The sequence below is a fragment of the Prolixibacter sp. DSM 2831 genome (genome assembly GCF_056493735.1).
Genome location: NZ_CM151379.1, coordinates 1,444,917 through 1,457,700, shown reverse-complemented (window position 1 = coordinate 1,457,700; position 12,784 = coordinate 1,444,917). Strand labels below are relative to the sequence as shown.

Annotated in this window: 16 protein-coding genes; 7 read left to right on the top strand and 9 right to left on the bottom strand. The window is 43.6% G+C overall.

All coding sequences use genetic code 11. The features are described 5' to 3' along the window. Position 1: 1 nt before the first annotated feature. The 3 genes from AC060N_RS05785 (at position 2) to AC060N_RS05775 (ending at position 2,950) form a co-directional block, all read left to right on the top strand. Positions 2-610 (top strand): class I SAM-dependent methyltransferase, encoded by a 609-nt coding sequence (locus AC060N_RS05785; protein WP_479526261.1) that lies wholly within the window; start codon positions 2-4, stop codon positions 608-610. 122 nt (positions 611-732) lie between these two features. Beyond that, positions 733-2,307, top strand: a complete 1,575-nt coding sequence (locus tag AC060N_RS05780; protein ID WP_479526260.1) for a peptide chain release factor 3 — start codon at positions 733-735, stop codon at positions 2,305-2,307. 67 nt (positions 2,308-2,374) lie between these two features. Beyond that, complete coding sequence (locus tag AC060N_RS05775) at positions 2,375-2,950, top strand: DUF2179 domain-containing protein (protein ID WP_479526259.1); 576 nt, start codon at positions 2,375-2,377, stop codon at positions 2,948-2,950. A gap of 60 nt (positions 2,951-3,010) precedes the next feature. On the opposite strand, the gene AC060N_RS05770 is transcribed toward AC060N_RS05775, so the two are convergent. The 8 genes from AC060N_RS05770 to rpmB form a co-directional block, all read right to left on the bottom strand. Beyond that, on the bottom strand, positions 3,011-3,229 hold the full coding sequence (locus AC060N_RS05770; protein WP_153638208.1) for a hypothetical protein: 219 nt from the start codon (positions 3,227-3,229) through the stop codon (positions 3,011-3,013). After that, a complete protein-coding gene (locus tag AC060N_RS05765) occupies positions 3,216-3,596 on the bottom strand; it encodes a phage holin family protein (RefSeq protein ID WP_153638207.1) in 381 nt (126 codons plus the stop codon). Before AC060N_RS05765 ends, AC060N_RS05770 begins: the two co-directional genes overlap by 14 nt. Positions 3,597-3,623: 27 nt before the next feature. Then, a complete protein-coding gene (locus tag AC060N_RS05760; protein ID WP_479526258.1) occupies positions 3,624-3,899 on the bottom strand; it encodes a YtxH domain-containing protein in 276 nt (91 codons plus the stop codon). Positions 3,900-4,072: 173 nt separating this feature from the next. Further along, entirely contained in the window at positions 4,073-5,368 is a 1,296-nt protein-coding gene (rimO, locus tag AC060N_RS05755; RefSeq protein WP_479526257.1) for a 30S ribosomal protein S12 methylthiotransferase RimO, read from the bottom strand. An 89-nt stretch (positions 5,369-5,457) separates the two neighbouring features. Beyond that, entirely contained in the window at positions 5,458-6,405 is a 948-nt protein-coding gene (gene ftsY / locus AC060N_RS05750; RefSeq protein WP_479526256.1) for a signal recognition particle-docking protein FtsY, read from the bottom strand. A 134-nt stretch (positions 6,406-6,539) separates the two neighbouring features. Continuing rightward, a complete protein-coding gene (locus AC060N_RS05745; RefSeq protein WP_106542189.1) occupies positions 6,540-6,692 on the bottom strand; it encodes a DUF4295 domain-containing protein in 153 nt (50 codons plus the stop codon). A gap of 8 nt (positions 6,693-6,700) precedes the next feature. Beyond that, on the bottom strand, positions 6,701-6,883 hold the full coding sequence (rpmG, locus tag AC060N_RS05740; protein ID WP_106542190.1) for a 50S ribosomal protein L33: 183 nt from the start codon (positions 6,881-6,883) through the stop codon (positions 6,701-6,703). Between the two features lie 15 nt (positions 6,884-6,898). Beyond that, a complete protein-coding gene (gene rpmB, locus AC060N_RS05735; protein ID WP_106542191.1) occupies positions 6,899-7,141 on the bottom strand; it encodes a 50S ribosomal protein L28 in 243 nt (80 codons plus the stop codon). Between the two features lie 415 nt (positions 7,142-7,556). On the opposite strand from rpmB, the gene AC060N_RS05730 reads away from it, so the two are divergent. The 4 genes from AC060N_RS05730 to AC060N_RS05715 all read left to right on the top strand — a co-directional run bounded on the left by AC060N_RS05730 (position 7,557) and on the right by AC060N_RS05715 (position 11,471). Further along, positions 7,557-8,204, top strand: a complete 648-nt coding sequence (locus AC060N_RS05730) for a peroxiredoxin (RefSeq protein ID WP_479526255.1) — start codon at positions 7,557-7,559, stop codon at positions 8,202-8,204. Positions 8,205-8,320: 116 nt separating this feature from the next. After that, complete coding sequence (locus AC060N_RS05725; RefSeq protein WP_479526254.1) at positions 8,321-9,139, top strand: lysostaphin resistance A-like protein; 819 nt, start codon at positions 8,321-8,323, stop codon at positions 9,137-9,139. Between the two features lie 126 nt (positions 9,140-9,265). Then, positions 9,266-10,096 carry an SMP-30/gluconolactonase/LRE family protein gene (locus AC060N_RS05720; RefSeq protein WP_479526253.1) on the top strand — a complete coding sequence of 277 codons (831 nt, stop codon included), beginning with the start codon at positions 9,266-9,268 and terminating at the stop codon, positions 10,094-10,096. Between the two features lie 280 nt (positions 10,097-10,376). Next, entirely contained in the window at positions 10,377-11,471 is a 1,095-nt protein-coding gene (locus tag AC060N_RS05715; protein WP_479526252.1) for a hybrid sensor histidine kinase/response regulator, read from the top strand. Here the strand turns inward: AC060N_RS05715 and AC060N_RS05710 are convergent, their stop codons facing one another. Then, on the bottom strand, positions 11,472-12,779 hold the full coding sequence (locus AC060N_RS05710; RefSeq protein WP_479526251.1) for a glycosyltransferase family 2 protein: 1,308 nt from the start codon (positions 12,777-12,779) through the stop codon (positions 11,472-11,474). It abuts the gene before it with no gap. Positions 12,780-12,784 lie beyond the last annotated feature (5 nt).

Sequence of the window (12,784 nt, the reverse complement as noted above, 5' to 3'; positions counted from 1 at the left end):
AATGGAGTCGTATTGGTTTGCCCGAATTTATGATCCCTTAGTGGAACCGGTTTTAACCGGATTGAGAGAAGACTTAACAGAATTACTTGTCAATTTAAAAATCGAAAATATACTGGATGTAGGCTGCGGAACAGGCAGTCAGCTTCGCCGGCTCGCTACAAAAGGAATCCGGTGCACAGGAGTCGACCGCTCGGACGGCATGCTGAGAGTCGCCCGTAAGAAATCGTCCGGAATCGACTACATCCAGGCCGATGCCACCGCATTACCCTTTCGCGACCAGCAATACCAGGCAGTGATGATTTCACTGGCATTGCATGAGAAAAGCCCGGAAGAAGGTCGCCTGATTCTGAAGGAAATGCTTCGTGTGGTAAAACCCGATGGCTATTTAATCATCGTTGACTATCACTTTACCGAAAACCGAAAATGGATTGCCGACAAAGCAGTTTCGTTCGCTGAATTCATGGTTGGTGGCGACCATTACCGTAATTTCCGATATTACAGGAAGAACGGCGAATTGACCAGTATTATCGATGGCCTCCCCATGAAACATCATTCTTCCCGGAATTTTGCCGGAGGCACCATTGCTCTCAACTTTTACCAACCAGCCTGATTCCCAAATAAAGGAGCCTATAAATAAACCCAGAACAGGCTTCGGGTAACCCATTTGTTTTCATGACACATGGTTTCTCTGATGTCCGAAAAAGGCTATCTTTGCCCACTCAAAAGTTAGTTATGGGTTTTAAGGAAGAAATTAAACGCCGCAGGACCTTTGGAATTGTGAGTCACCCGGATGCTGGTAAAACCACATTAACTGAGAAGCTGTTGCTTTTTGGTGGTGCCATCCATACGGCCGGAGCGGTAAAAAGCAATAAAATCAAGAAGAGTGCTACGTCTGACTTCATGGAAATTGAACGTCAGCGTGGAATTTCGGTGGCTACCTCGGTAATGGGTTTCGAATACGAGGGATACAAAGTCAACATTTTGGATACGCCTGGTCACCAGGATTTCCAGGAAGACACGTTCCGCACGTTGACTGCTGTCGATAGTGTTATTATTGTAATCGATGCCGCCAAAGGTGTGGAACCGCAAACCGAAAAGCTGATGAACGTGTGCCGGATGCGCAAAACACCAGTGATTGTTTTCATCAACAAAATGGACCGCCCAACGAAGGACTCCTTCGACCTGCTCGACGAAATTGAAGAACAACTGAAAATTAAGGTTCGTCCACTGAGCTGGCCCATCAACAACGGTCCCGATTTCAAGGGAGTATACAACATCTTCGATAAAAACCTGAGACTCTTCAACCCCAGTATTACAGAGATTGAAGAAGGCATTAGCTTTGAAGATCTCGATTCTTCGGATTTGGAAAATTACATTGGAAACGATGCCGATGTATTGCGTGAAGAGTTGGAGTTGGTAGAAGGCGTGTACCCTGAATTTAATGTAGAAGATTACCGTGCCGGTGATTTGGCGCCGGTTTTCTTCGGAAGTGCCTTGTATAACTTCGGTGTACATGAGTTACTGAACACATTCGTACGCATCGCTCCGCATCCACGCCCCAAAGATGCAGAAGAGCGTGACGTGGACCCCACAGAGGAAAAATTTACCGGTTTCGTATTTAAGATTCACGCCAACATCGACCCAAACCATCGTAGCCGCATCGCTTTTGTGAAAATATGCTCCGGTACCTTCCGGCGAAATACCAACTACAAGCACATGCGGTTAGGAAAGAATTTCAAGTATTCCAGCCCGACTGCTTTCATGGCTTCAAAGAAAGAGATTATCGAAGAAGCCTATCCCGGTGATATTGTAGGTATTCCCGATACGGGCAATTTCATCATTGGCGATACCATTACCGAAGGCGAAGATTTGCATTTCAAAGGTATTCCATCCTTCTCGCCAGAAATCTTCCGATACATCGAGAATGCCGACCCGATGAAATCCAAACAGCTGAACAAAGGTGTTGACCAGCTGATGGACGAAGGTGTTGCACAGCTTTTCACCAGTGAGTTGAACGGTCGAAAAATCATCGGAACGGTAGGTGCACTTCAGTTTGAGGTAATTGAATACCGGCTGGAACACGAATACAATGCGAAGTGCCGGTGGGAAAACCTTTCGATGTACAAAGCCTGCTGGATTGAAAGTGACGACAAAGAGAAACTGGCTGATTTCAAAAAACGGAAACACAACAAAATGGCCAAGGATAAACACGGACGTGACGTCTTCATGGCCGATTCGCCATTTATATTGGATATGGCTCAACGTGATTTTCCGGAGTTAAGCTTCCACTTTAAATCAGAGTTTTAAAGATACAGCCCGGGACAACTTCCCGGGTTTTTTCATATTTTTCAGAAAAACTAAAACTAACAAACCGATGGACGCTACCTTCATGGACTCGAACCTGTTCAACTACCTGGTTCTTCCCCTAATGATATTCTTTGCCCGGATTTTGGACGTAACCATAGGAACCATTCGCATTGTGATGGTATCGAAAGGACAAAAGAATCTCGCACCGCTTTTGGGCTTCTTCGAGGTATTTATCTGGATATTGGCGATGAGTAAGATTGTGCAAAACCTCGACAACTGGGTTTGCTACATATTTTACGCCGGAGGTTTTGCAGCGGGTAACTTCATCGGTTTGATGATTGAGGAAAGGCTGGCTGTTGGTATTGTACAGCTTCAGATTATCACCCGAAAAGACTCGACGAAATTAATCAATGCGCTGAAAAATGCAGGATATGGTATCACCCATCACAATGCAGAAGGAGCTACCGGAAAGTGGGTCAGTGTTATTTACAGCATCGTAAAGCGGAACGATTTAAGCAACGTTGCCGAAATCATCAAACAATACAATCCCAATGCGTTTTATTCCATCAATGATGTGAAATTTGTCAACCGGGGTATAACCGCACCGTCACACGATCTTTCCGGAATAAGAATGGGGAAATAGCAAACAAGGGAGCATCGTAAAGTGCCCCCTTGTTTATCTCATGTGATAACGAATCAAATGCTATTTATTCCGGTTTAACAACCATTGCCTAACGCCTGCAATAAGCGGAACCAAAGCCTTGGCCGCCAGGCTTCGAACAATGTTTTCAGGATTGATTTCACTACGAAGAGATAACCAACTGATATTCAGCCGATGTTCAGCCATTAATACTTCGTACTCCATCCGGAGACGTTCCATCTCTACATCTTTTAAACTTCGTATGGTTCTATTCTTCTTCATCTTCATCCTGTTGCATTTTTTTCTGAGAGAAAACCATGTTGTAAATATTAGATAAAACCGATTGTTCTATCCATTTCTTGCTTAACAAGTAAAACAGTAGTCCAAAAACCAACAGGCCTGCGGCCAGGATAAGAAATCCGAGAGCCAGATTTTGAAGCCACTGACCGATAAGAATAGCTAATCCGATAGAAGCAAAGAACAGTACCAGAATACCCAACAGCCAAACGATTGTCGTTGAGAAAAACCGCGACAATACCCGCGTGCTTTCTTCCACCAATGTCAGCTTTTGTAATTCTATTCTGGCCGAAACGTACTCTTTCAGGTTTTGGCTCAGCTTTTCGGTGTCTTCTGTCAGGCTATCTTTCATAAGCTTTAAATTTATCTACAGGATAAGTTACTTGGCTTCAGTTGTTTTTGACTTTTTCAGCAAGTCACCCAACTGTTTCTCCAGGTCCTGAATTTTCTTGTTTAATGTCTCTTCAGCTTTTGATTCCTGCGTTTTTAGCTTTCTACCCATGGCTTCCACTTCACCTTCGAGGTCGTTCAGTTTGTCGCCAATCCATTTGCGGGTGTCTTCACCTTTCTGCGGAGCAAACAGCAAACCTACCGATGCTCCGACGACTGCTCCGATAACAAATGTTCCGAGAAGTCCGTATCCAAATTTATCCATAGCTTAAAATTTTTAGTGATTAACTCATTAAACTGAACAGCTAACAGACAAATATGTTTACTAAAAAAGCTTAAATTATAATGCTTTAGGTCAGAAGAGATAAACCAAAGGGCTAAAGGAGGGAGACAAAAAAGGTATAAATATGCATATTTATACCTTTTCAATTGGGTCTCTTATTTTACAACTCCGTAGAGATCATAATCGTTTGTATGGGTAATTTCCACCTGGCAAAAGGTCCCAACTTCCAGCTCTTTACCCTGGCTGTCGATATAAACTTCCCCATCTACTTCAGGCGAGTCAAATTCGGTGCGTCCAACGTAAAAATCTTCGTCCTTACGGTCGATGAGCACTTTCATTTCTGTTCCGACTTTTTCAGCGGTAATCTCGGCAGCAATTTCTTGCTGGATTTGCATCAATTCGGCTGCACGGGCTTCTTTTACCTCCTGTGGAACGTCGTCTTTGTAGTTTTCTCCTGCATACGTATCTTCTTCGAAAGAATAAGGGAAAACACCCAACCGTTCAAAGCGCATTTCACGAACAAACGCCTTCAAATCTTCAAAATCTTCTTCCGTCTCACTGGGATGCCCCACCAACATCGTAGTGCGAATATGAATACCGGGAACCTCTTTCCGGATACGGTTTAACAATTCAATGGTTTTTTCCCGGGTAATATTCCGACGCATGATTTTCAGCATATGGTTGCTGGAGTGCTGCAGCGCAATATCGAGGTAACGCGCCATGTTTTTCCGCTCCCGCATCACAGGAAGAATCTTGTAAGGGAAACCGGCCGGATAAGCGTAATGCAGCTTTATCCATTCGATGCCGGGAATATCGGACAGCTTGTTGAGCAATTCGTCGAGCATGCTTTTCTTATAGCGATCCATTCCGTAAAAGGACAAATCCTGTGCAATGATGAGCAATTCTTTCACACCCTTTTTTGCCAGTAGCGTTGCTTCCTCGATGATATCCTCCATCGGTTTGGAGATGTGCTTTCCGGTCATGCGCGGAATCGCACAATAGGAACAGGTCCGGTCGCAACCTTCCGATATTTTCAGAAACGCGTAGTGTGACGGAGTCGTCAGGTACCGTTCGTTACTGAGACTCATATAATAATTAGCCTTCAAATCGCTAATCATTTTCTTCACTTCGAATTTTCCGTAAAACCCATCCACTTCGGGAATTTCGTTAATCAACTCATCGCGGTAGCGGGCAGACAAACATCCGAAAACAAAGAGCTTGTCGACCATTCCTTTATTCTTGGCATCGACAAAATTCATGATTGCTTCCACCGATTCCTCTTTCGCATCCAGAATGAACCCACACGTATTCACCGCCACAATCCGGGCATCCGTATCATTCGAATCATGCACCACATCATACCCGTTGTGCTGAAGCTGGTTCAGAAACAATTCTGAATCGACCAGATTCTTCGAGCACCCCATGGTCACCACATTCACTTTTTTCTTCATCACTATATCCTGTTTACTGAATGGTTTCCCTATATACAAAAAAAGGATGCACAAGCGGCATCCAGTGTTTTATCGATTTACCGAATCCGTTAGCTAAACAACGAATCGACAAATTCAGTTCGGTTAAATATCTGCAAATCTTCCATTCCTTCGCCAATACCAATATATTTCACCGGAATTTTAAACTGATCGGAAATGCCGATGACGACGCCACCTTTGGCAGTACCATCCAGTTTGGTCAACGCCATGGCAGTAACTTCGGTGGCTTTGGTAAATTGTTTGGCCTGCTCGAAGGCATTCTGTCCGGTTGAACCATCCAGAATCAACAGAACCTCATCCGGGGCACCGGGATAAACCTTCTGCATCACTTTCTTGATTTTAGAAAGCTCATTCATCAGGTTGATCTTGTTATGCAAACGTCCCGCAGTATCGATGATAACCACGTCGGCTCCGTTGGATTTGGCCGATTGAAGCGTATCGAAAGCTACAGAAGCCGGATCGGAGCCCATTTTTTGTTTCACCAGGGGAACATCTACACGGTCGGCCCAAATCTGCAACTGATCGATGGCTGCAGCACGGAACGTATCGGCCGCTCCCAAATAAACTTTCTTGCCGGCCGCTTTAAACTTATGAGCTAATTTGCCAATGGTTGTGGTCTTCCCTACTCCATTCACACCTACGACCATAATCACGTATGGTTCCGGGCGATCGGGCAATTCAAAATCCGACACATCTGTCGAATTGTTTTCTTCGAGCAGTGCAGCTATCTCTTCCTTCAAGAGGATATTTAGTTCGGCAACACCAAGATATTTGTCACGCGACACACGTTCCTCGATGCGTTCGATGATCTTTAAGGTCGTATCCACGCCTACATCCGAAGTGATCAAAACTTCCTCGAGGTTATCGAGAACTTCGTCATCGACCTTCGATTTGCCAACCACGGCACGCGAGAGTTTGGAAAATACACTCTCTTTGGTTTTGGCGAGACCTTTATCCAGGTTCTCTTTTTTATTCCTGGTAAAATTAAATATCCCCATGGTATCAGATTATTGCAGGGCGAAGATACAAAATTGCCGTTAAAAAGCCCCGGTTCAACTTGTTGGTGTATATAAAAAAAGAAAGCCTTCATCAGCGATTGACGAAAGCTTTCTCTTTAGTACGGAAATATGATTTACTTTTTGAAGTAGTCATTAACCATATCGTTAGGAACCATTTCCTCAACGAATGTGTAAGCACCGGTTTTTTCCGATTTCACCATTTTGATTACTTTGGAATATGCTTTTCCGGCACCTTTCTGAAGTGTTGCAACTGCTTTCTTAGCCATGATTCAAATTATTTTATTTCCCGGTGAACGGTTACACGTTTAAGAATCGGGTTGTATTTTTTCAACTCCAGACGATCAGGAGTGTTTTTCCGGTTTTTAGTAGAAATATAGCGGGAAGTCCCGGGCATTCCACTTTCTTTATGTTCGGTGCACTCCAGAATTACCTGTACACGATTACCTTTCTTTGCCATTTCTCAAGCTCCTTTTTAGATGTTATCAATATAACCTTTTGCTTTCGCATCCTTCAGGGCTGCATTCAATCCTTTTTTATTGATGATGCGCAACCCGGCAGCAGAAACATTCAGGTTAATCCAACGATCATCCTCGGGAAGGTAAAACCGCTTGTGGAAGAGGTTCACTTGGAACTTTCTCTTAGTTCTGCGCTTTGAGTGAGAAACATTGTTACCCACCATCACCTTTTTTCCGGTTATCTGACAAACTCTTGACATTTCAGTATTTTTTACTTCCGTCCGTTACATTTTTCAAACAGTTCGCAAAGTAACTACTTTTTGATTAAAATATCAAACAGTTATCTGTTTTTTTACGCAGGAAACCGAAAAAGGAAATACCCGTTCACAAACGACTGTACCTAAAGGTTTCAGAAACAAATAAAGTACGAAAAAACGTTTTTGTCAATAGCTGATTGAATCATTTTTCGCGTATGTTATTGACTACAAAAATTTTCGTTCCCAGTCGCATCTTGTCCTCATCCCTTTTCCTTGTTAAGCATTCATAACTATCGGTTAAATACAATTAACTAGCCAACTGGAAGTTAAGAAGTGTAAATCACCTTGACTTTTGCCGCGTATCCTCGTAATTTTAAGTTACTCATGATTAATTAAACTAATTTCAAAAAAATCTATTATGGAAGAACATATTGAAAATCCCATGCCCCGCATTGGTGATAAGGCTCCTGATTTCAAAGCAACTACTACTTATGGCGATTTGGTATTCTCGGAATACAACAAAGGAAGCTGGGTTATCCTGTTTTCTCACCCGGCTGACTTTACACCGGTTTGCACCACCGAAATGAGCGGTTTTGCCACCCGCCATAAAGAATTCAAGGATATGAACTGCAAATTGATCGGGTTGAGTATTGACAGTATTCACGCTCATGTTGCCTGGGTGAACAACGTCAAAAAGAACACCGGCGTACTTTTCGATTTCCCAATCATTGCTGACCTGGATATGCATGTTGCCATGAAATACGGTATGATTATGCCGGGTGAAGCAACCACTGCCGCAGTAAGAGCCGTCTTTATTATCGATCCGAATGGAATCATCAGGTTGATTATGTATTACCCGCTGAATGTGGGCCGAAATATGGACGAAATCGTTCGCGCACTGAAAGCCCTTCAGACTGCCGACAAGCACAAAGTAGCCCTGCCGCTGAACTGGCAGCCGGGCGAGAAAGTAATCGTTCCACCTCCAACTTCGGTAGAGGCAATGGAGGAACGCGAAAAGTCGGACTACGAAATGGTGGACTTTTATCTGGCGAAAAAGAACATCTAAACTTAACTATGAAATCAATGTTTTATTAGGAGGAAGCCAAAAGGCTCCTCCTTTTTTATGGTTAAACACATCAGATCGTACATTTTTAGTTATATTCGATTATAATTCTCCCGAATTTGAGCAAAAGACAAACGCGATACTACCCTACTTTTTGGGCGGCAGTCCACTTGGTTGTACTGTATACTTTTATACAGACCCTGGTTGATTTTCCTCTTGCTCTATACGACTATTATCACGGCACCGACTGGCTATATGAACCTTGGGTAAAAGTCCCGGTTTTCTTTGGCTCAACGCTTTTCATTTTATATTGGGGATACCGGAAGACCGGACTGAAAATTGGCAGTGTTTTTCCCTTTAAGCTTTTCAATATTTTTGTCATTCCCGGATTGTTACTGATGTTGGCAGCACTCCAGATTTCGCTGGGAAAAATCAATGCAGCTTTTGAAACACTACTTCCACCGCCGGGATGGTTTATCGAAATGTTTTCGCGCCTCTTCGACTCCGACTTAGGCGTTTGGGGAGGAATTCTCCGGGTGGTCATCATCGCCCCGATTGTGGAAGAGTTGATTTTCCGTGGGTTAATCATGCGAGGGTTCATTCGAAATTATCCAAAAGCCCTGGCTATATTTTACACTGCGCTACTCTTTGCCTTGTTTCATCTCAATCCCTGGCAATTCCCGGCAACATTCTTACTCGGTCTCATTTTGGGTTGGGTACGTATCCGGACTGGTTCAATACTGGCAGCTATCACCGGACATGCGATGCACAACGGGCTGGTATTCCTAACGGTTTACTACCTGACCAAACTGCATAAAGCCGGAATTATTCTTCCGGATTACAAACTAAACATTCCGGCAGTTGTTTTATTATTCGTAGTAGGTGTTATCATCACCTTCTTTGCAACGTTTTCAAGAAAAAAGAAGGCCGTAGCCTGACTTTTACTGAAAGCTATCGTAACTTTAAAGTTCAGTTTAGTTCATTCCACATCGAGTGCAAAAGACCAGACGACAAAGTCGGTACAGCAAACTCTATTGATATTCAAAAAACCAAATTATAAAACGATGAAATCACTTCCCGGATTCTTGCTTTTCCTGCTACTAACAGCTTTTACATCGAATGCACAAATTGTCAGTCCCATATGGCAAACCGAAAGTGTGCTGAAAGTACCGGAATCGGTGCTGTACGATGCCAGTCAGAATTGTTTGTTCGTTTCAAATGTGAATGGAAATCCTTCAGAAAAGAATGGAAAAGGATTTATTTCCAAAGTATCTCCCGACGGCAAGATTATCGACTTAAAGTTTGCTACAGGGTTGAATGCCCCCAAAGGAATGGCCATCTACCAAAACAAATTGTATGTAAGCGATATCGACCGCCTTGCAGAAATATCGTTGACAAATCCGAAAAAAATCAAGTTCTACGAGGCGCCAAAAGCGCAGTTCCTGAATGATGTTGCCATTAGTCAAAACGGAGTTGTGTATGTTTCCGACTCAGGAACCGGCAGAATTTACAAACTGGAAAACGGCGTTTTCGGGATTTGGGGAAAAGTAGCACCACTTGCTGGTCCCAATGGATTGTTATGTGAAAAAGGTCATTTGTTAATTGGCACCAACGACGGTATTTTTTCCGCCGATCCGGTTAGTGGAAAAGTTGAAAAACTGGTATCCCTTTCCGGGGGAATTGACGGTTTAAAAGCGGTTGGAAACGGCAAATACATTGTTTCCGATTGGAAAGGAAAAGTGCAGGTCGTATCGGCTACCGGCCAATCCGTGTTATTCGACACAACCGATAAAAAAATCAATGCAGCCGACCTTGAATACATACCTTCGAAGAATGTTTTGCTGGTTCCCACATTTGCCGACAACCGGGTGATGGCCTATAAAATCAAACTTTAGTTCATCTTTTTGATTTTGTGACGACTAGTTTCGGGTCTGTACGATGTTTTGAAGAAGACGTTTTGCGTTGATGAACCGCCTTTCGAGAAAGCAAAGAAACGGTGAATTTTCGATGGAGGTATTCCCAATAAATTCGCTATTTTGTCGTTAATATTAGGAAAGCGTTAATCAACTAAATCACTTAGTGTTATAAAAAACATCAAACTTAACTTCCCAATGCAACACCTTGATGGATGACTTCAGGAGTTACATCTGGCGATAAAACACAAACACAACACAGATGAAAGCAAAAATTCTGATTATCGAAGATACCGAGAGCGTACGAGAAAATATTGCAGAGATACTGGAAGCTGAGAATTTCGAATCACATACCGCAGAAAACGGAGAGATAGGCGTAGAAATGGCCCGTAAGATTCAACCCGACTTAATTCTCTGCGACATTATGATGCCCGGAATGGATGGATACGAAGTGATTAGAAAACTTCGGGAGAATGAGATTACAGCTACCACTCCGTTTATCTTTCTGACGGCAAAAAGTGCAGTAGAAAATATTCGCGAAGGTATGTTGCTGGGAGCCGATGATTACATTCCAAAGCCGTTTACAATTGAGCAGCTTCTGGATGCGGTCAACACACGACTGGAGCGCATTGGCGCCATGAAGAAAAAAGCCGACGAGACCGTCAAAAACCTGACCAACCGGATTGGCTTGCCTTTCGCGTCCGAGCTTCAGGATCCAATGAAAGCCATTGTGGGATTTTCAGAATTGATTGCTACCGGATATCCCAACATGGAAAAGCAAGAGATTGTCGATTTCGTCAACATGATATTGAAAGCCGGAATTAAGCTCCGGAAAACCGTTTCCAAAACGTTGGTATTCTATCGCCTCGAAGCCTTATCGAACAAAGCTGACGAGTTAAATACACTGAAAGAATCAGCAACTCAGAATGTCTACGAAGTTGTTGAACAGGCTGCCCATTCAGTTGCTAAGGAAGCAAAGCGTGAAAGTGATTTGCGCCTGGCGCTTATTGATGCATCGGTCCGAATTCCAAGAGACCTGATGGAAATGGCCATCAGTGAGCTGGTTGAGAATGCATTCAAGTTTTCGACCCGGAAAACGGATGTAAAACTGGTGGCAACTGTCGATGACAGTGTTTATCGTCTATCTATCGAGGATGAAGGCATTGGAATGAGTGACGAGCAAATTCTGAAAGCCGGTGCATTTGTCGATTACGAACAACGTGAAGGTAGTGAAAGCGGTTTAGGATTAGGCTTGCACAATGCCAAACGGGTTGTCGAATTGTTCGACGGTACTTTTAAGATTAACTCCGCTCCCAACCAGGGAACGATTATAAAAATTAGCCTGCCTCTGGTATAATCAGAGGTGGTGCTCTTTTGCCTGTACTGAAGATTTTCTTGGATTCCAGGCATCATCGTAGGATGATGATGCCAACCATTCCCTGAAATAAGCGATTGTTCTGACCAGGCGAAGGTAATAACCGTCGTATATCGACATGAACGGAATGTACATCAGGAGTTTGATCTCCTGTCTTCCCCGCTCCGACATCAGACTTACCAGGATAACCTGAACAAAATTACTCATCCCGTACAGGAACATCTTCATCACAATCATCAGAAAGATAATGTCCGGGTTGTTAATTGCCAGCCTGATAACATAGTAAAACCAAAGAGCATCGAGAACTACATTGTAGAACAGGTTTTCTACACTAGAGAAGAAATTACGAAACTGAAAGTTCTGGTCCGGCACAAAAATGTCGGCATGTTTTCTCAGGCGAAAACGAACCATGGAGCGAGACCAGCGAAACCGCTGATTTGACAGTTTCTTTATAGAGGTAGGAACATTGGTCAGCGAAACGGCGCGTGGCTCAAAAACGATGCGATATCCCATTTTCCGGATTTTTACCGTGATATCACCATCGAGCCCGGGACCAATATCCCAACCACCAACGCGCTCGACAAGGTCCCTGCGAAAAGCACCGAATGCTCCGGATACAATCTTATAAATACCCAAATACGACGCGACCATACGTCCCATGGTGATGGTCTGTAGATATTCGACTGCCTGAAAACCGGCAATGACAGCCTCTTTGGAGTTTCTGACTTTTACATTTCCTCCAACAGCGCCAACTTCCGAATCGGTATAAAACGGTGTCAATATTTTCTCAATGGCATCGCGGTCAAAGGAAGTATCTGCATCAAGGTGGACAATATATTTTCCTTTGGCAAAACGCAAAGCCAGATTCGCTGCGCTAGCTTTTCCTCCCCGTTCTTCATTCCGAAGAAAAAGGTCAATCTTTCCCTCTTTCTCCAACTTACGGCAAATGATGGGAGTGTTATCATCCGACCCATCGTCGACAATAATGAGCTGAAGATTCTGGTATGTCTGTTCTGTAAGGCTCTGCACCAACTTCGGGATGTGCCGGCCTTCATTTTTCCCCGGAACGATAATCGAAATCAGCGGATTTTCGGCAAACAACTGATTATTAGCGGCCTGGTAGGTATCTGAATTCCACAACCGTTTTAAGCTGAAAAGGACCACCACAACCAGGTCGAAAAGCAGATACCGGGGCACCTCCAGCAAGAAGAAATACCAGAAAAGCCTGACGATCCGTTCAGGGGGAACATTCAGCCAAAAGTCAAAAAAACGTTGCCAGAAATCAATCATTTAAA